The organism is Nocardia sp. Root136, from assembly GCF_001427185.1.
GTDB lineage: Bacteria > Actinomycetota > Actinomycetes > Mycobacteriales > Mycobacteriaceae > Nocardia > Nocardia salmonicida.
In genome coordinates, this window is record NZ_LMFE01000014.1 from 94,058 (window position 1) to 112,471 (window position 18,414).

Below are 18,414 nucleotides of genomic sequence, written 5' to 3' on the forward strand. Positions count from 1 at the left end.
CGAACCCTCCTCGAGGTCGGGTCGTTGTCGTCGAGTTTCGGCTCTACGCCCACGATTTCGGCGATGCGGATTATGTTTGACTACAGGTGGGGATCGTTCGACATGATGAAGGAGCCGGCGTGCTCGAGGTATTTCTGGTCGACGACCACGAGATCGTGCGGCGAGGATTGATCGACCTGCTCGAGGGTGATCCAGAACTCACTGTGATCGGTCAGGCAGGCGGCGTCGCCGAGGCGATGGTGCGCATCCGCGAGGCCCGCCCCGACGTCGCGGTCCTCGACGTGCGGTTACCCGACGGCAACGGCATCGAACTGTGCCGCAACCTGCTCGCGGAGTTCGACGACCTGCACTGCCTGATCCTGACCTCGTTCTCCGACGAGCACGCCATGCTCGACGCCATCCTGGCCGGCGCCAGCGGCTATGTGGTGAAGAACATCGACGGGATGAAACTGGCCGACGCGATCAAACAGGTGGGCGCTGGCCACTCGCTGCTCGATACCCGAGCGGCCGACGCGTTGCGCGCCCGGCTGCGCCGCAGCGCCGAACCCTCCGGGCCACTGGCCGGGCTCACCGACCAGGAACGCCGACTACTCGAACTGCTCGGCGAGGGCCTGACCAACCGGCAGATCGCCGCGCGCATGTTCCTCGCGGAGAAAACGGTCAAGAACTACGTGTCGCGGCTGCTGGCGAAACTGGGTGTGGAGCGCCGCACCCAGGCCGCCGTCCTGGCGACGAAACTGCGCGAGCCGTGACGGCTCAGGACGGGACGACGATGGTCAGGTCCCCGTCGTAGCGCCGGTAGAGCAGGTTCCCGCGGCCGGAGTGGCTGTCGGTGAAGAACAGGTAGGGCAGCCCGGCGGCGCACAACGCGTCGGAGGCTTCGTCCTCGGCGAAGATGGGAGCCGCGTCCTGAACCACCCGCACCGGCATCGCGCTCGCGGTCAGCGGCAGCTCGGCCGACGCGTCCGCCGCGGCGGTGTGCCGCTGCCTCGCCAGCGCGACGCCGTGCGGGTCCGCCCAGGTGACGATGGCGTCCTCGCCGGTGTCGGCGTCGGTGAACAGATAGGCGTCGTAGTCCATCGCGTCCAGGACGGTGCTGGCTTCCAACGGGGTGCCGGTCATCAGGGCACAGTCCTTGCGGCGGATGATCGGCCGCGTCTCGGTGATCTGGGCCAGCGGGCGACGGGCCGGATCGGGCCACGCGCCGCGCGCTTCCTTGCCCGCGCGCCGGGCGAGCTGGCGGTCGAGCCGTTCGGCGGCGAAGGTGACCGCGAAACCGCCGGGCCCGGTGACCTGGACGCGGGTGAAGGTGTCGTTGGTACGGATGTTGGCCTGCACCAGAGTCGGCTCGTCATAGCCCTGCGGCGCGGTGACGCGCACCCTGGCCGGACTGTCGAGGTGGTGCCTGCGCATCACGCGGGTGATGGCGCGAACAGCACGGGTGACATCCTGGGCCGGCACTTCGCCGCGGGTGGTCACGGCGAGCTCCGGGTCCGCGGCGGTCGTCCAGTGCTGGGTGCTCGACAACGAATTCATCATGTGCCCCACTTCTCGATCCCAATTCCCGGTGCCCAATGCCACCACTACCGCCGGTGCGAGTGAAGGGCCGAAAGTCCCCTCATTGCGGACTAGACTTCGAATGGACTCACTCGAGGAGCTGCGAAGACGGGGTACTGCGATGGCGAACGACGGTCGGGGCGGCCGCTATTCGGCTGACCAGACGGTGTCGCGGCAGATGTTGCGCAGCCTGATCGGCGAGGTCGCCGATCGGGTCGAAGTGATGATCGGTTCGCGCGATCGGATGGACGGCCTCGTCGAGGCCATGCTCACGGTCACCGCTGGTCTGGACCTGGACGAAACCCTGCGCACCATCGTGCGGACCGCGATGAACCTCGTCGACGCCCGCTACGGCGCGCTGGCGGTGCGCGGCCACGATCAGCAGGTCGCGCAGTTCATCGACGAGGGCATGCCGGATCAGATCCGCGACCGGATCGCGCGATTACCCGCGGGCCACGGCGTACTCGGCGCGGTGTTCGCACACAAGGCGCCGCTGCGGCTGGCCGATCTCACCCAGCACGAATCCTCGATCGGTTTTCCGGCGGGACATCCGCCGATGCACACGTTTCTCGGTGTGCCCGTACGCATTCGGGACGAAGTCTTCGGCAGCCTCTATCTCACCGAGAAGTCCGATGGACAGCCGTTCACCGAAGAAGACGAAGTCCTGGTCCTGGCGCTGGCGGCCGCGGCGGGGATCGCGGTCGACAACGCGCGGCTCTACGAGCAGGCACGCACCAGGCAGGCGTGGATCGAGGCCACCCGCGATATCGCGACGGAATTCCTGGCCGGTACCGAATCCGACCGGGTGCTCGGCCATGTGGTCGATCACGCGCGCGGGCTGACCGGATCGCATCAAGCGTTCCTCGCCTCGGTGCCGGTGCCGGACGAATTACCGGGCGAAATCAGCGAATTGGTGGTCACGCAGTGGACCGGCCCCGACGCGGGCCAGGACTGGCAGACCATTCCGATCGCGGGGACGGTGGTGGGCGACGCGTTCAGCAGGCGGACGCCACTGCGCTTCGACGATGTGTCGAAGGTGACGCTCGGCGTCGAGTTCCCCGTGGCCGAACTGCCCGGCGCCGGACCGGCTCTCGTGCTGCCGCTGTGCACGCCCGATGCCACCCTCGGCGTCCTGGTGACATTCCGGCCGCCGGGTTTCGCACCGTATTCCGACGAGATGCTCGAGCTGACGGCGGCATTCTGTGATCAGGCCGCGCTGGCGGTGCGGCTGGCCGACGCGCAGCAGCGAATGCGCGAACTCGACCTCGTCGCCGACCGCGATCGGATCGCGCGCGACCTGCACGATCATGTGATCCAGCGACTGTTCGCGATCGGCCTCACCGTGCAGGCGACCATGCCCAAAGCGGTGGTTCCCGAAGTGCGGCAACGGCTTTCGACGGTGATCATGGATCTGCAAGAAGTGGTCCAGGAGATCCGCACCTCCATCTTCGATCTGCACGCGGGCAGTTCCGGCCACAGTGAGGGACTGCAGCAGCGCCTCGAGGTCGCGATCCGGCGCCAGACCGCCGACATCGCCCTGCGCGCGACGATCCAGGTGTCGGGCCCGCTGTCGGTGCTCGACCCGCAGCTGGCCGACCACGCCGAGGCGGTGGTGCGCGAGGCGGTGAGCAACGCGGTGCGCCATTCCGGCGCCGACACCGTCGCCATCGTGATCGAGGTGGCCGACGATCTGGTGATCACGGTGTCCGACAACGGCTGGGGCATCCCCGCCCACGTCATCCGCAGCGGGCTGCGCAATCTCGAACAACGCGCGCAGGAGGCGGCCGGGAACTTCGAGATCGGTCCGGCCGAGCGCCCCGACGCCGACGGCAATCACCCCGAGATGCCGGGCACGCAGCTGCGCTGGGCGGTGCCACTGCCCCAGGACGCGCCGACGACCGGCGGGTTCGCCCTCGCGGCCGGACCCGAGACAGGCGAGGACTGAGTCAGGCGGGGGCCAGGATCACGGCGGCGTTGTTGCCGCCCATTCCCATCGACAGCTTCACCGTGGGGCCGTCGATCAGCGGGGTCGGGCCGTTGAGCAGTCGCGGGTGCGCGGGCGCCACGATCGGCGCCGACGCGGCGATGCCACGCTCATAGGACAGTGCGATCGTGGCGACCTCGATCGCCGCGCACGCGCCCTGGCTGTGCCCGGTGAGTGGTTTGAGCGCGGCGATGGCGGGCCGGTCGTCGAAGACGGTGGTCATCACGTCGCGTTCGGCAGCGTCGCATTGCCTGGTACCGGTGCCGTGCGCGTTGTAGTACGCCACGTCGGCGGCCTCGATCCCGGCGTCGGCCAGTGCGCGCTGGACGCAGGCGATGATCTGGGCGTGGCCGGGATCGACCGAGACGACATGGAAGGCATCGTTGGTCATCGCGCCGCCGAGTAGCCGCGCGTAGGGCAGCTCGACCGCGTCGGTGAGCAGCAGCGCCACCGACGCCTCGGCCATGGTGAAACCGAGCGAACCCTCCTGGAAGGGCCTGCAGGCGGTGAACGGTTCGGCATCGGCGATCGCGGCGCCGAGGCCGACGAAATGCTCGAGCATGTCCGGGGTGGCCGAGAGGTCGGTTGTGACACACAGCACATCGTCGACCAGACCCGCGTCACGCCACATCTTCGCCGTCAGCAGGGCGACAGTGCCCGAACTGCACGCCGCCGACACGTTCATCGCGGGCCCGTGGAAGCCGAACTCCTGCATCACCACCGAAATGGGTGTGGACGGCAGCAGCCGCAGGTAATCGCGCGAGCGCCGATGGCCGTCGTCACGACGGTAGAAATCGCGCCAGTCGGCGACATCGCCCAGGGTGAACGCGTGAATGAGGCCCACCGTGCGGCCTTCGCGGCGCCAGCCACGAGCCTGCGCGTCGTCGATCGCCTCGGCGGCCGCGGCGTAGACGGCACGCCCGAACAGGCCGGTTCCGTGCGCCGCGTCACCGCCGTCGGGTATCCGCCCGACCCAAGCATGCTGATCGCGTCCCGGCCCGTAACCGGGGTACAAACGGGCGGCCGGTTTTCCCCCCATCAATCCCTGCCACAGTAGTTCGCGACCCCACCCGTAACTCGAGACGACACCGATGCCCGCGAGCGACATAGAATCGGTGCGGTGGGTCATGCCGCCCGTGAGCACATCCGGTGTCACATCGCTCCTCGCGGATTTTCATGAAGGATCACCAGACTAGTCCGGGTTATGCCGTTCGCAGACCAGGCCGAGATCGGGGGTTTCGCAGTGGGAGAAGGAAGGACCGACGCGGCGAGCGCCGAGCAGCTCGCGCAGCGCTACCGGTCGCTGGTCGAACACACTCCCGATGCCATCTGCGTGCACGAGTCCGGGACGATCGTCTATGTCAATCCGGCCATGGTGCGCCTGCTCGGCGCCCGCTCGGCCGACGACGTGATCGGCTTGTCGATCACCGTGTTCGTCCACCCCGATTCCGTGGCGGCCATGCTCGACCGGATCGACCAGCTCACCGCCGAGGGTTCGGCATCGCCGCCCGCCGATATGGACCTCGTCCGGGTGGACGGGCGGACGGTCCCGGTCCAGACGGTGTCGGTCCTGACCGTGTGGCAGGGCGAACCGGCCTACCAGGTGGTGGTGCACGACCTCACCGCACAGCGGGCGGCCGAGGCGTCGGCGCGGCGGGCGGAAGCGTATTTCACGACCGTGGTGTCCCAGCTCGAGGAAGGCGTACTCGTCGTCGATCGTCGGGGTCGCCTGGAGTCGATCAACCCCGCGGGCAAACGCATATTCGGCATCGCCGACTCCGAGGAGGTCATCGGGCGGCTCTTCGGTGATCTGCCGATGAAGATGGTCGACAGCGCCGGGCAGCCGTTGCCGCCGGGCAAGCATCCGATGGCGCATACCCTCGCGACCGGCGAGGTAGTCACCCAGTTCGTCTTCGGTGTCGAGCGCGCCGACGGACACCAGGTATGGGTGTCGTGCAACTGTCGCTTGCTCAACCCGGAAAGTCCGGATTCCTCCGGGGTGTCCTCGTTCTCCGACATCACCGCGTATCGGGCCAGCAGGCGCCAGCTCGAGTTCCAGGCCACCCACGACGCACTGACCGGGCTCGCCAATCGTTCCCTGATCCTGTCGCAGCTGGCCTCGGCGCTGGCACACGAGGGCGGCAGCATGGTCACCACGGTGCTGTTCATCGATCTCGACGGATTCAAGGCGATCAACGACACCCTCGGCCACGCCATCGGTGACACGGTGCTGCAGATCGTCGCCCAGCGGCTGCAACAGGCACTGCGCAGCGAGGACCTGGTCGGACGACTCGGCGGCGACGAATTCCTGGTGCTGCTGGCAGGCCATCCGCAGCGCGCCGATCTGCCCGCACTGGTGGAGCGGCTGCGCGTCACGATGTCGGACCCGATCATCGCCAGCGGTCACCGCCTCGAGGTGAGCGCCTCGGTCGGCATCACCGAGCTCGGCCCACACGAGAACCGCACGCCCGAGGCCGTGCTGCACGACGCCGACCTGGCGATGTACCGCGACAAGCCGTCGGCACATCGTGAGCTCGGTCTCGGTCAGAATCGACGCTCGAACAACACCCACGCCTCCTGACAGACTGGTCGGCGTGATCGTCGAACACGTGCTGCTCCCCGTGCGCCCCGGTGCCGCCGCCGCTTTCGAGGCGGCCTTCGCGCAGGCGTCTCCGATCATCGCGGGAATGCCCGGTTTCGGCGGGTTGTCGTTGTCGCGCTGCGTCGAGCGGCCCGACGCCTATTTGCTGCTGGTGCGGTGGGAACAGTTGACCGACCACACCGTGGGATTCCGTGAGTCGCCGGAATATCAGCGCTGGCGTGCGCTGTTGCACCACTTCTACGAGCCTTTCCCGGTGGTCGAACACTTCACCCCGGTCCTCGGTGACGAAGTCTTCCCGGTCGCGGCGGCCACGCCGGCGGACACGTAGACTCGACAACTCTGTTCTCAACGCGGTGACAAAGGAGTCCTGTTTTGCCCGACCGCCTCGCCGACGTCTCCCCCGCCGCGGACAACCGCGAGATCGAACAGGAGCAGCAGTACCTCTCGGTGCTCTACGACCGGCTCGACGCCATGCGCGAGTACGCGCAGAACCGGCTCAAGACCGTGCTGCTGGAAGCCGGCGGCACGCCGCAGGCGCGCAGTGAGCGCGAGTCGTTCACCCAGCTCTACAACGAGGATCTGTCCAAATACGACGCCGCCGAGCACGGCCTGTGCTTCGGCCGGATCGATCTCGAGGGCACCGAGGACGAGGCGCGCTACATCGGCAGGCTCGGCATCCTCGACGAGGACAACGACTACGAGCCGCTGCTGCTCGACTGGCGAGCTCCGCTGGCCCGCCCGTTCTACCTGGCCACCACCGCCAACCCCGAAGACGTCACCCGCCGCAGGCACATCCGCTCGCGCAATCGCGCGGTGACCGCGATCAACGACGAATACCTCGATCTCGATGCCGCCCGACGCGACGGTGTGGTCGGCACCGACGACGGTGTCGGCGGCGAGAGCGCGCTGTTGACGGCGCTCAACGCCGCGCGCACCGGGCACATGAACGACATCGTCGAGACGATCCAGAGCGAGCAGGACGCGATCATCCGCTCCGAGCACAAGAGCGTGCTCGTGGTGCAGGGTGGGCCGGGTACCGGCAAGACCGCGGTCGCGCTGCACCGCGCGGCGTTTTTGCTCTACACCTACCGTCAGCAGCTGGCCAAGAGCGGCGTGCTGATCATCGGCCCGAACGCCACCTTCCTCGACTACATCGGTCAGGTGCTGCCCTCACTCGGTGAGACCGGCGTGCTGCTGTCGACCATCGGCGACCTGTATCCGGGAGTGAAGGCGGTGCGCGAGGATTCGCTGCGCGCCGGAGAGATCAAGGGCTCCCTCGACATGCTCGAGGTACTCAAGCAGGCGGTGCGCGACCGTCAGGAAGTGCCGTCAGAGCCGGTTCGCCTCGCTTTCGACGGCTATCCGGTGATGCTGGATCGCAAGATCGCGACCAGGGCGCGCGGGCGGGCCCGATCCTCGCGGCGCCCGCACAACCTGGCCAGGCCGATCTTCGCGTCGTCGGTGATCGACGCGCTCACCGATCAGCTCGCCGCGACCATGGGCGCCGATCTGTCCGGCGGCACGAGCCTGCTCAGTTCCGCCGACCTCAGCGAAATCGGCGACGAGATGCGCGCCGACCCGCACGTGCAGGCCGCGATCAGCGCGCTGTGGCCGGTGCTGTCGCCCCAGGACGTGCTCGCGGACCTGCTCGCCGACCCGGCCCGCCTCGACCGCGCGGCCAAGACGCTGAGCGCGCAGGATCGCGCCGAGTTGGTGCGTTCCGACGACGGCATGTTCGGCGCGGCCGACGCCCCGCTGCTCGACGAGCTGGCCGAACTACTCGGCGTCGACGACACCGAGGAACGCGAACGCTCGCGTCGCCGATGGCGGGCCCAGATCGAGGAGGCCCAGGACGCCCTCGACATCCTCACCGGTTCCGCACCACAGGACATCGAGGACGAACTCGATCCCGAGATCCTGATGGCCTACGACCTCATCGACGCCTCCCAGCTGGCTCAGCGCCAGGAATTCGGCAACCGGCAGACCACCGCCGAACGCGCCGCGGGCGACCGGACCTGGACCTACGGTCACGTGATCGTCGACGAGGCGCAGGAGCTCTCGGAGATGGCGTGGCGAATGGTGATGCGCCGCATCCCGAATCGCTGGATCACCGTCGTCGGCGATGTCGCCCAGACCGGCGATCCGGCGGGTGCGTCGTCGTGGCAGCGGGTACTGGAACCCTATGTGGCACAACGCTGGAAGCTCACCGAGCTCACGGTGAACTACCGCACCCCCGCCGAGATCATGGCGGTCGCGGCCGACGTGCTCGCCGCGATCGATCCGGGCACCGAGGTGCCGCGTTCGGTTCGCGAGACCGGCAATCCCCCACGCGCCTACCGGGTGCCGCCCGCCGACGTCGTGGGCGAGGTCGCACGATTGCTCGAAGCCGAGCACGGTCCTGGCACCGCCGCGGTCCTCGCGCCCGCGGCCTGGGTTCCCGAATTGTCTGCGCTGGCAGGCGAATCCGTTCAGGTGCTCACCGTGCACGACGCGAAGGGCCTCGAGTTCGACCGTGTGTACCTGGTGGAGCCGCAGGCGATCCTGGACGAGTCCCCGCGCGGACTCAACGACCTGTATGTCGCGCTGACCCGCGCGACCCAGCGGCTGGCCGTGGTGCACACCGAGCAGCTTCCCGAGGTGCTGTCCTCCCTGGGCTAGGTGTCACGACCGGAGCGCGTCACGCGAGCAAGCCGGTGACCAGCGCCTCCAGGCCGGCGGCGTAGGTGCTGTCGGCGTCGAATTCGGTCCAGCGGGAACCGATCTCGGCCAACCGGGGCAGTTGCTCGGGGTCGAGGTTCGCGAAGACCTCGGCCCGGTAGGTCGGCCCTTCCTCGGCGCGCCGCACCGCCCGGCCGGTGACGATCAGCTCGCCCGCCGTGTAATGCCAGATGGTGCGATACGCGGCCACCGCGCGCTCGAGGGGAAGGCCCGCGGTGATCGCCGCGTCGATGATGGTCTCGGGAAACCACAGCGCCGAGCGGCCGAGCAGGTCGCCGTCGGCGAGCACGTCGACGATCCAGGAGTGGGCCGCGAGGGCGTCGCGCATCGCGGTGGCGGCCACCAGGATTCGCTGCCGCGGGTCGTCCGGGAGCTCGGGCCAGGCGATCGCGTCGGCGTAGTCGTCGAGGAGCAGGCGCAGCAGGTCCTGCTTGTCGCGGACGTGGTGGTAGAGCGCCATCGGCGTGCAGCCGAGTTCGGTGGCGAGCCTGCGCATCGTCAGCTTCTCGACGCCGTCGGCGGCGATCACCCGGTGCGCCGCCGCGACGATGTCCGCGCGGGACATGCGCGCGGGTCTGCCGGTGCGCGCTGGTTGATCCGACTGCGAGGTGGGCATGGTCCCATCTTGCCCATGCGAAGCCGGGGTATGGACAAGGGGCCGCGGCGGAGTTAGTTTTTATACGTGTATAAAAACACTTCGCCTCCTCGTCCCGGCACCGCGCTGACCGCGGTCGCCATCGCACAGTTCGTGATCGCCCTCGATATGGCGGTCGTGAATGTGGCGCTTCCGTCGATCGGCGACGCGCTCGGCTTCGCACCGCTCGACCTGGCCTGGGTGGTGCACATCTACGCCCTGACCTTCGGCGGTTTCCTGCTGCTCGGCGGCAAGGCGTGTGACCTGTACGGGCGGCGCAGGCTGTTCGCGGGCGGACTGCTCGTCTTCGCGATCGCTTCGCTCGCAGGCGGATTCGCGCAGGAGCCATGGCAACTGGTGGCCGCGCGCGCCGCGCAGGGCATCGGGGCCGCGGCCATCGCACCGGCCGCACTCGCCACGCTCACCACGACCTTTCCCGAAGGGCCCGCCCGCGTCCGAGCGCTCGGCGTCTGGGGTGGGGTCAACGCCGCGGGTGGCGCGCTCGGCGTGCTCGTCGGCGGACTACTCACCGAGTACGCGAATTGGCGCTGGGTGATGCTGGTCAATATCCCGATCGTCGCGATCGCGCTGCTCGCCTTGGGCTGGGGCGTACCCGCCGACGCACCGACGGGTACGCGGGCCCCGCTCGATATCGTCGGCGCGGTGCTGGCGACGGGCGGTATCGGACTACTCGTCACCGGCGTGATCCGCACCGATCACTACGGCTGGGCCGCTCCCGAGACAGGCGTGACCCTCGCCGTAGCGGCAGCGCTCCTCGCGGGTTTTTTCGTGGTCGAGACACGCTCGGCGAATCCGCTGTTGCGGCTGGGTCTTTTCACCAACCGCTGGGTGAGCGGTGCCGACCTGTTCGTCTTCTGCGCCGCCGCGGGCCAGTTCTCGGCCTTCTATCTGGTGTCGCTGTATATGCAGCAGGTGCTGCACATGAGCGCGGGAGCCACCGGGGCCGCTTTCATCCCGTTCTCGCTGTGCGTCATCGTGGGCACCCTCGCCGCGACCCGAATGGCCGTCCACTTCTCCCCCAAGCCATTGCTGGTCGGGGGCGGTCTCCTCGCCGCCCTCGGCATCAGCTGGTTCGCACTGATCAGCCCCGACGGCGGATTCCTCACCGATGTCCTCGGCCCGTCGATCGTCGGCGGCTTCGGGCTCGGACTCTGCCTCGCCCCCGTCGCGGTGGCAGCCGTCAGCGGCGTGACACCCGAAGAAGCCGGGATGGCCTCCGGCGCCTTCAACAGCGCCCGCCAACTCGGCGGCAGCGTCGGCGTCGCCGTACTGGCCACCCTCGCGGCGGGTCGTACCGGCGCGAGCGCCGATCCGGTCGCGCTCAACAACGGCTACGCCTTCGCGTTGGCGATCGCCGCTGTGCTGTTCGCCGCCGCCGCGCTTGTCGCGGCCACCGTTCTACCCACCCGGCTCGACCGCTTCGAAAACCCGGTCCGCGAGGACATTCCCGCAATGACCCCGTGAAAGGAACTCCGATGACACCCATCGATCTGTTCGCCCGCGCCCTGCACTTCCAGCCGGAGGGCGCGGTGCGATCGGGCCCGCGCCGGATGGCCGCCGAGTCGGGCGGCTGGCAACTGGCCACCTTCCATGTCGACACCGACGCCGACGTCCACGCCGACCAGTGGGAGATGCACCCATCCAGCGAGGAAGCGGTGTGCTGCCTCGCCGGTTCGCTGCGGCTCTACCTGCGACCGGAAAGTCCGGGCGAGGCGGAAACCGCGGTGCGACTCACGGCGGGTACCGCGTTCCTCGTGCCGCGCAACCGCTGGCACAGAATCGAACTCGACGAGCCGTCCGACATCATGTCGATCGGGCTGCGCGGCGGTACCCGGCAGGAGCCCGTCGCAGGCTGACCGGTGGCTACCACCGAAAAAAGGTCGAGGGCGCCGGTTTCCCGGCGCCCTCGACCTTGTGCGGTACCAACTGTGAACTAGCGGACGGTGTGCACGATCAGCACGTCCGAACGGGACTTGCGGGCTACGTCCGAGGGGACGGAGCCGAGCAGGCGCCCGGTGAGGGTGTTCAGACCTCGGTTGCCGACGACGAGCAGGTCCGCGTCCACCTCGTTGACGAGGTCGAGCAGCGAATCCACCGGCTCACCGACGATCGCGCGATCGACGATGTTCTTCGCACCGGCGGCCGCGGCCTTCTCCCGGGCGACAAGCAGGATCTCGTTGGTCGGGGCCGAGCCACGGACCTGGTAGGCCTCGTCCTTGAGCACATCGGCGGCAGCGGCGACGTCGCGATCGTCGGTCGGGAAGAAGGCGCAGGCCAGCACGAGAGTTGCCCCAGCGTCCCCGGCGAGCGCCGCGGCCTTCTCCACCGCCACGTACGACGAATCCGAGCCATCAGTACCGACGACAATGGTCCGGTAGGCGGTCATCTCTCCTCCAACTTGGTCGGTGCCAGCACCGAACCACTCGGGAATCGAGCGTCAGCGCGGCAATTGGCTCGACCCTAACGCCAAATCAGGCCGATTTATCAGAAATCGCAACAGATCACACCGGGAGTGTTGACGCCACTACCCGTGGTCACGGTGGCCTTCGCGACAGTGGAGAAGATCGACCTGCGGCAATAAGAGCGCAGGTCGAAGAAATTGTGGCCTATCACAACACAATCAACACCGCAGTGCGCCTGGGACTTTGATCACATCAGCCGAAGAAACTCGGGAGCCCGCAGGCGGCGCTTCCGGTACCGGTATTCGGGGCGACGGTCACCGAGGCGGGGGTGAGCCACCAGGACCGGTTATAACTGTCGACCTTCGCCGTCACCTCGTGCGCGCCGGCGGCAGTAGGACGCCACGAGGTCTTGGTCTGGCCGATCGTCGGGACCTCGACGGTGCCGATCACCACGCCGTTGTCGTAGAAGGTCACCGGCGCGCCGGTATTGCCGGAGCTGTAGCCGACGACGTTGACCGCGACCAGGGTGTAGGAACAGCCGACCTGCGGATCGGAGCTCGATACGCTGACCCATTGGCCGTCCGAGATATCGGCGTGCGCGCCCGGTGCGAGCAAGGCCGTGGCGGCCAATGTGGTCGCGAGAGCGGCGCCGAGGCGCGAGGTCCGTTCGAAAGATGTTGTCACTGTTGATGTCCTGACTTCTCCACGCAGCAACTGCCGCTGCGAATGCGCAGACACTATCGACGAACGCCGCCGTCTTTAGTTGGAATGCCAATATTTCAGACCCCCGACTTCTGGGGTCTGTACGCACGATCACCGCGCGGCGGGGACCACGCTCACCGCCTGTGCGCTGCGGGCGTATTCCATCGGCGACATCCCGATCTCGGCGGTGAATTCGCGACTGAAATGCGCCTGGTCGAAATAGCCGAGCTCGGCGGCCAGTACCGCGAGATCAGGGCGGCCGCGCGCGAGCAGGTCTGCGGCGTCTTGCAATCGGAACCGGCACAGCACCCATTTCGGGCCTGCCCCGACGTAGCGGCGGAACAGCCGTTGCAGGGTGCGGATCGGGATCGCGAAACGATCGGTGACCTGGTCGACCCTGGTCAGCTCCGGATCCTCGGCCATAGCCGTGACGATGCGCGTCACCAGCGCGTAGTGCGGATCATCGGTGCGACCACGGCCCGCGAAGAATTCCTCGACGATGACCCGTCTGCGCTCGTCGGACTGTTCGGCCAGCACCCGCTCGGCCAGCCCCGCCGCCTCGGGTATCACCGCGCCCAGCGGCGCCGAATCATCGCGCAGGGCTCCCACATCCATGCCGGTGAAGGCACCGAAGCCGCCGGGGGCGAACCGGATACCGAAAGTCTCACCTTCCCCAGCGAGTTCACGCACGTATTTCGTCGTGCACACACCGTTGACGAAGCCGCCGGTGCGGGTGGTGCTGCGCTCGAAGGTGACATTCACACACGGAAACGACAGCACCTCGGCCGAATAGCTGGGCTGTCCGCGCAGATCCCAGCGCACCACCCAATACCGGTCCGCGAACTCGGCCAGCGCGGGACCTACCCTGAGCCGGTTCAGCGATCGGTGCCTGGCCTGCTCCTCGGGGTGCAGAATTCCTTTCACATCACCGGGATCCGGCGCCGCCGTCATCACCGGCCGATCTGTCGCGTTCTTACAAGACGGGCCGTCAGCGCCGGAGCAGGATCGTAGTCATGACCAATCCCGTTGCGCCCATTCCGGAGGGCTACCACTCCATCACCTGTTTCCTGGCCGTACCGGACGGAAACGCGGCCATCGACTTCTACACCGCGGTCTTCGAGGCCAAGGTGCTCAGCCGCGCCGATCAGCCCGACGGCCAGCCCGCGCACGCCGAACTGCTCATCGGTGATTCCACCCTTCAGCTCGGAATGCCCATCCCCGACAGCAACGTTCGCGCGCCGCAGGACTGGGTGCATACCTCGGTGGTGCACTACTGCCCCGATGTGGACGCGGTGATAGCCCGTGCGCTCGAACACGGTGCCCGCAGCGCCGAGGAGCCGCAGACCTTCGTCACCGGCGACCGCTTCGGTGTGGTGATCGACCCCTTCGGCCACCGCTGGGCGGTGATCACCCGCGTCGAGGACGTTTCCAAAGAAGAGGCCGACCGCCGCGTCGCCGCCTGGATGGCAGAGCAGGGTTGACGGCGTGCGCCACGGGGCTCGGCTCGGCATTGCTCAGCTGAGCCCCGCGGCGTCCATACCGCGCAGCTCCTTCTTCAGGTCGGCGATCTCGTCACGCAACCGGCCCGCCAGCTCGAACTGCAGTTCGCGGGCCGCGTTCATCATCTGCGCGGTGAGTTCGGTGACCAGGTTGGCCAATTCGGCGCGTGGCATCGACTTCACGTCGCGTTCGGCGTAGATGCCCGAGCTGACCGCCCGGCCCGGCTCGCCCTGGGCCCGCCTGCCGCGACTGGCGTTGCGACCCGAGCCGCCGACGGCCACTTCGTCGTCGGCCTCGAGATACACCTGGTCGAGGATGTCGGCGATCTTCTTGCGCAGCGGCTGCGGGTCGAGGCCGTGTTCGGTGTTGTAGGCGATCTGTTTGGCACGGCGCCGGTCGGTCTCCTCGATGGCGTGCTGCATCGAGTCGGTGATCTTGTCCGCGTACATGTGGACTTCGCCGGACACATTGCGCGCCGCGCGGCCGATGGTCTGGATGAGGCTGGTGCTCGACCGCAGGAAGCCTTCCTTGTCGGCGTCGAGGATCGCCACCAGCGATACCTCGGGCAGGTCGAGGCCCTCACGCAGCAGGTTGATGCCGACGAGCACGTCGTATTCGCCAAGACGCAGCTGCCGGAGCAGTTCCACGCGGCGCAGCGTGTCGATCTCGGAGTGCAGGTAGCGGACCTTCACGCCGAGGCCGAGCAGGTAATCGGTGAGGTCTTCGGACATTTTCTTGGTGAGCGTGGTGACCAGGACCCGCTCGTTGCGCTCCGCGCGCTCGCGGATCTCGTGCACCAGGTCGTCGATCTGGCCCTTGGTGGGCTTGACCACGACCTTCGGATCGACCAGACCGGTCGGGCGGATGACCTGCTCGACCACCTCGCCACCGACCTGCCCCAGCTCGTAGTTGCCGGGAGTCGCCGACAGATACACGGCCTGACCGATTCGCCCGGCGAACTCCTCCCAGGTCAGTGGGCGGTTGTCGACCGCCGAGGGCAACCGGAAACCGAAATCGACCAGGTTGCGCTTGCGCGACATGTCACCTTCGAACATGCCGCCGATCTGCGGCACCGTGACGTGCGATTCGTCGATCACCAGCAGGAAATCGTCGGGGAAGTAGTCGAGCAGGGTGGCCGGCGCCGAACCTGCCGGGCGCCCGTCGATGTGGCGCGAATAGTTCTCGATACCCGAGCAGAAGCCGACCTGACGGATCATCTCCAGGTCGTATTCGGTGCGCATGCGCAGCCGCTGGGCCTCGAGCAACTTGCCCTGACGCTCGAACTCCTCGAGCCGCGCGGCCAGTTCGGACTCGATGTCGCCGACCGCCCGTTCCATCCGCTCCGGCCCCGCCACGTAGTGGGTGGCCGGAAAGATGCGCGCCGAATCGACTTGGCGCACAACATCACCGGTGAGCGGATGCAGGTAGTAGAGCGCCTCGATCTCGTCACCGAAGAACTCGATGCGGATCGCCAGCTCCTCATAGGACGGGATGATCTCGACGGTGTCGCCGCGCACCCGGAACGAGCCGCGGGTGAACGCCATGTCGTTGCGGGTGTACTGCACGTCGACGAGCAGGCGCAGCAACGCGTCGCGGTCGATCTCGCCGCCGACTTCGAGCTGCACCGACCGATCCAGATACGACTGCGGGGTGCCGAGGCCGTAGATACACGACACCGACGCGACCACGACCACATCGCGACGCGAGAGCAGACTCGAGGTCGCCGAGTGCCGCAGCCGCTCGACGTCGTCGTTGATCGAGCTGTCCTTCTCGATGTAGGTGTCGGTCTGGGCGATGTACGCCTCGGGTTGGTAGTAGTCGTAGTACGAGACGAAGTACTCGACCGCGTTGTTGGGCAGCATCTCGCGCAGTTCGTTGGCGAGCTGCGCGGCGAGGGTCTTGTTCGGCGCCATCACCAGGGTGGGCCGCTGCAACTTCTCGATCAGCCACGCGGTGGTGGCCGATTTACCGGTACCGGTGGCTCCGAGCAGGACGACGTCCTTCTCCCCCGCGTTCACCCGGCGCTCGAGCTCCGCGATGGCCGCGGGCTGGTCGCCGGCGGGTGAGTACTCGCTGACCACCTCGAACCGGGCGCCCGAGCGCTCGATCGTGCCGACGGGGCGGTGTTCGGAATGGGCGATCGGGTGACCCCGCTCTTCGTACCCTTCCGTCGGGATCTCGGTTGCGAATGCCATGGACCCAGCTTAGGCACGACCACTGACACGTTTCGGCTCCGGCGAGCAGGCTCCCGTTCGCCACACCACGCGCCGCGCCGACGACCGTCGGTCACCTCGTTGTCGTTCCCGTGAACTTCTGCTCATCGATACCGTCACAGCGCTGCGCGAAGATGACGACGATCACTGGCACGCAAACCGACGGCGACTGCCATTTCCCCTGGTACAGGCGATCGCGTTCGAACGCGGCGAATGCCCGGCACTTCGCCCGATGTCCGAAAAGTCCTTTGTCCCAATGATATTCGACGAGTGCGGTCGCGAATCGAACCCGCCACACACCCCGACGCGGGCGTACCCTGAGTTGATCATCGGCACGTGGTGAAGGACAAGGCCATGAGCGTTCTGCTTCCCCTGCTCGTCGCGGCTCCAGCGGTAACCGGGTTCGCCGGTTATTTCGCCAGAGAGATACGCGGCCCGCACGCACCGCCCACTGATCCGACGCTCGTTTCACCCTCCGCCAGACCCCGGGTCGAGTACTTCGACCTCGCCGAGCTGACCAGTACCGACGCCAAGGGCTACGTCCACTCGGTCGACCGGTACGAAGTACAGCCATGGGGGGTCTACCTGGCCCGCATCCTCGACCGACCGCACGGTCGCTACGAGGAGTCGTGGATGTTGCCCGGCCACGCCGTTCGCGCCACCATCAGCCACGATCGGCCCGGCCATCACCGCAGCCACGACTACGTGCTCGACATCGTCGAGTTCGTCCAGGTCGGGCCGAAACGGTGGCGGGCCACCGACTACTTCCTCGACATCGCGGTGCGGCGCGGCCGGTCGTCGACCCTGTCCGGGTCGAGCGAACTGCTCGCCGCGCACGCCGCGGGCCATGTCGACACCGAGCACGCCGATCGGGCCTTCGAACGCGCCGCTCGTGTGCTCGACGGCTTGGCCGCCAACGACCACGATGTCGAACAGTGGCTGCGCTCCCGCGACATCACGCTGACCTGGATGTAGCCGGCGACCGGGCGAGGGTTTGCCCGCGCCGGTAGATTCTGCGCTCATGACGCAGGCATCCACCGTGCACGTGCATCCACCCAAGGTGGAGTACTTCGACGTCGCGGCCAGAACGAACACCGACCCCAAGGGCTTCGTCCGGCCGGTGGAGATCTATCGGGTGGAGCCGTGGGGCCTGTACATGGGTCGTCACTCCGATCACGCGCACTTCCACTACCTGGAATCGTGGGTGCTGCCCGATCTGTCGCTGCGGGCGTCGAAGCTCCACTACAACCCCGGCGTCGAACAGTGGCAGGACATCTATGTCGATGTCGGCGCGTTCACCAGGGAGTCGCCGACGCTGTGGCGCTCGGTCGACCACTATCTCGATCTGCTGGTGCGCACCCGACGTGACGTGCGGCTCGTCGATGTCGACGAACTGCTGGCCGCGCACACCGACGGCCTGCTCGACGCCGCGCAATGCCAGGCCGCGATCGAACACGCGACCGCCGCGATCGACGGGATCGCGGCGCACGGGTATTCCCTCGAGGATTGGCTGAGCACCTTCGAGATGACCCTGACCTGGCGCCGAAACGACGAACCGCCCGGCCCTCGGTAAGGGTCCGGGCGGTTCGCGGAGTCGGTGTCAGCCTGCCGACAGGCTCGGGAACAGATCCGCGAGGCCACCGCCGCACGACGCGCTACCGGTGCTGCCCGCCGCGCCGACAGTGACGGTGATCGTGTCACTGATCAGCAGCTGACGAGCCTCGAGCTTGTGCTGGCCCGCCGTGGTCGGCTTCCAAGTGATGCTCACCGTGCCCGACAGCAGCGACGGCGACACCGGGCTGCCCGGGATATCCACCCCGTTGTCGGTGAACTTCACCGAGGTCAGCCGGTCGACCTCGACGCTAGCGGTCAACTTGTAGCTGCAACCGACCTTGTGGTCGGTTCCGGCCACGGCGAGATTGCCGACCCAGGCCGAGGCCTGCGGAGCGGCCAGCACGAGGCTGGCGGCCACGGCGCCGAGGGCGGTGATGCCGAAGCCCGCACGGCCGAACTGACGCTGATGTGTTGTCATAGGCGCTACAACTTCCCTGTGAATCGAGTCACCCTGTAGTGACTTCGCA

General features: G+C 67.7%; 18 protein-coding genes. 10 read left to right on the forward strand and 8 right to left on the reverse strand.

What is annotated here, in order from left to right:
• Positions 1-119 precede the first annotated feature (119 nt).
• Entirely contained in the window at positions 120-752 is a 633-nt protein-coding gene (locus tag ASD42_RS32710; RefSeq protein WP_056824462.1) for a response regulator transcription factor, read from the forward strand.
• Between the two features lie 4 nt (positions 753-756).
• On the opposite strand, the gene ASD42_RS32715 is transcribed toward ASD42_RS32710, so the two are convergent.
• A complete protein-coding gene (locus ASD42_RS32715; RefSeq protein ID WP_056824467.1) occupies positions 757-1,539 on the reverse strand; it encodes a sigma 54 modulation/S30EA ribosomal C-terminal domain-containing protein in 783 nt (260 codons plus the stop codon).
• 139 nt (positions 1,540-1,678) lie between these two features.
• Here ASD42_RS32715 and ASD42_RS32720 point away from each other — a divergent pair, with 139 nt between their 5' ends.
• Positions 1,679-3,502 carry a sensor histidine kinase gene (locus tag ASD42_RS32720; RefSeq protein ID WP_056824470.1) on the forward strand — a complete coding sequence of 608 codons (1,824 nt, stop codon included), beginning with the start codon at positions 1,679-1,681 and terminating at the stop codon, positions 3,500-3,502.
• Between the two features lies 1 nt (position 3,503).
• Here ASD42_RS32720 and ASD42_RS32725 read toward each other — a convergent pair whose 3' ends face one another.
• Entirely contained in the window at positions 3,504-4,697 is a 1,194-nt protein-coding gene (locus ASD42_RS32725) for a beta-ketoacyl synthase N-terminal-like domain-containing protein (RefSeq protein WP_327154022.1), read from the reverse strand.
• Between the two features lie 48 nt (positions 4,698-4,745).
• On the opposite strand from ASD42_RS32725, the gene ASD42_RS32730 reads away from it, so the two are divergent.
• From ASD42_RS32730 to ASD42_RS32740, 3 genes are read left to right on the forward strand one after another with little or no spacing between them, the layout of a single operon-like run.
• The gene (locus ASD42_RS32730; RefSeq protein WP_235569918.1) at positions 4,746-6,122 is read left to right on the forward strand and encodes a diguanylate cyclase domain-containing protein; all 1,377 of its coding nucleotides are present in this window, start codon (positions 4,746-4,748) and stop codon (positions 6,120-6,122) included.
• 13 nt (positions 6,123-6,135) lie between these two features.
• Positions 6,136-6,471: an antibiotic biosynthesis monooxygenase family protein gene (locus tag ASD42_RS32735; RefSeq protein WP_056824476.1), complete on the forward strand. Its 336-nt coding sequence runs from the start codon at positions 6,136-6,138 to the stop codon at positions 6,469-6,471.
• A gap of 44 nt (positions 6,472-6,515) precedes the next feature.
• Positions 6,516-8,801 carry a HelD family protein gene (locus tag ASD42_RS32740; RefSeq protein ID WP_056824479.1) on the forward strand — a complete coding sequence of 762 codons (2,286 nt, stop codon included), beginning with the start codon at positions 6,516-6,518 and terminating at the stop codon, positions 8,799-8,801.
• A gap of 19 nt (positions 8,802-8,820) precedes the next feature.
• On the opposite strand, the gene ASD42_RS32745 is transcribed toward ASD42_RS32740, so the two are convergent.
• Positions 8,821-9,477, reverse strand: a complete 657-nt coding sequence (locus ASD42_RS32745) for a TetR/AcrR family transcriptional regulator (RefSeq protein ID WP_056824482.1) — start codon at positions 9,475-9,477, stop codon at positions 8,821-8,823.
• 66 nt (positions 9,478-9,543) lie between these two features.
• On the opposite strand from ASD42_RS32745, the gene ASD42_RS32750 reads away from it, so the two are divergent.
• Together ASD42_RS32750 and ASD42_RS32755 are read left to right on the forward strand one after the other, a co-directional pair.
• On the forward strand, positions 9,544-10,980 hold the full coding sequence (locus ASD42_RS32750) for an MFS transporter (RefSeq protein WP_056824486.1): 1,437 nt from the start codon (positions 9,544-9,546) through the stop codon (positions 10,978-10,980).
• Positions 10,981-10,991: 11 nt separating this feature from the next.
• On the forward strand, positions 10,992-11,372 hold the full coding sequence (locus tag ASD42_RS32755; RefSeq protein ID WP_056824489.1) for a cupin domain-containing protein: 381 nt from the start codon (positions 10,992-10,994) through the stop codon (positions 11,370-11,372).
• A 77-nt stretch (positions 11,373-11,449) separates the two neighbouring features.
• Here the strand turns inward: ASD42_RS32755 and ASD42_RS32760 are convergent, their stop codons facing one another.
• The 3 genes from ASD42_RS32760 to ASD42_RS32770 form a co-directional block, all read right to left on the reverse strand.
• The gene (locus tag ASD42_RS32760; protein ID WP_056824493.1) at positions 11,450-11,902 is read right to left on the reverse strand and encodes a universal stress protein; all 453 of its coding nucleotides are present in this window, start codon (positions 11,900-11,902) and stop codon (positions 11,450-11,452) included.
• Positions 11,903-12,170: 268 nt separating this feature from the next.
• Positions 12,171-12,602, reverse strand: a complete 432-nt coding sequence (locus ASD42_RS32765) for a hypothetical protein (RefSeq protein WP_056824496.1) — start codon at positions 12,600-12,602, stop codon at positions 12,171-12,173.
• A 129-nt stretch (positions 12,603-12,731) separates the two neighbouring features.
• Positions 12,732-13,571, reverse strand: coding sequence for a helix-turn-helix domain-containing protein (locus ASD42_RS32770; RefSeq protein ID WP_056824499.1), 840 nt, complete (start codon positions 13,569-13,571; stop codon positions 12,732-12,734).
• Between the two features lie 62 nt (positions 13,572-13,633).
• Between ASD42_RS32770 and ASD42_RS32775 the strand changes: the two genes are divergently transcribed.
• On the forward strand, positions 13,634-14,101 hold the full coding sequence (locus ASD42_RS32775; RefSeq protein WP_056824502.1) for a VOC family protein: 468 nt from the start codon (positions 13,634-13,636) through the stop codon (positions 14,099-14,101).
• A 33-nt stretch (positions 14,102-14,134) separates the two neighbouring features.
• Here ASD42_RS32775 and uvrB read toward each other — a convergent pair whose 3' ends face one another.
• Entirely contained in the window at positions 14,135-16,315 is a 2,181-nt protein-coding gene (uvrB, locus tag ASD42_RS32780) for an excinuclease ABC subunit UvrB (protein WP_056824505.1), read from the reverse strand.
• Positions 16,316-16,687: 372 nt separating this feature from the next.
• On the opposite strand from uvrB, the gene ASD42_RS32790 reads away from it, so the two are divergent.
• On the forward strand, positions 16,688-17,308 hold the full coding sequence (locus ASD42_RS32790; RefSeq protein ID WP_056824849.1) for a DUF402 domain-containing protein: 621 nt from the start codon (positions 16,688-16,690) through the stop codon (positions 17,306-17,308).
• 46 nt (positions 17,309-17,354) lie between these two features.
• A complete protein-coding gene (locus ASD42_RS32795) occupies positions 17,355-17,906 on the forward strand; it encodes a DUF402 domain-containing protein (RefSeq protein WP_056824512.1) in 552 nt (183 codons plus the stop codon).
• Positions 17,907-17,933: 27 nt separating this feature from the next.
• On the opposite strand, the gene ASD42_RS32800 is transcribed toward ASD42_RS32795, so the two are convergent.
• Positions 17,934-18,365 carry a hypothetical protein gene (locus ASD42_RS32800; RefSeq protein WP_056824515.1) on the reverse strand — a complete coding sequence of 144 codons (432 nt, stop codon included), beginning with the start codon at positions 18,363-18,365 and terminating at the stop codon, positions 17,934-17,936.
• Positions 18,366-18,414: the final 49 nt, after the last annotated feature.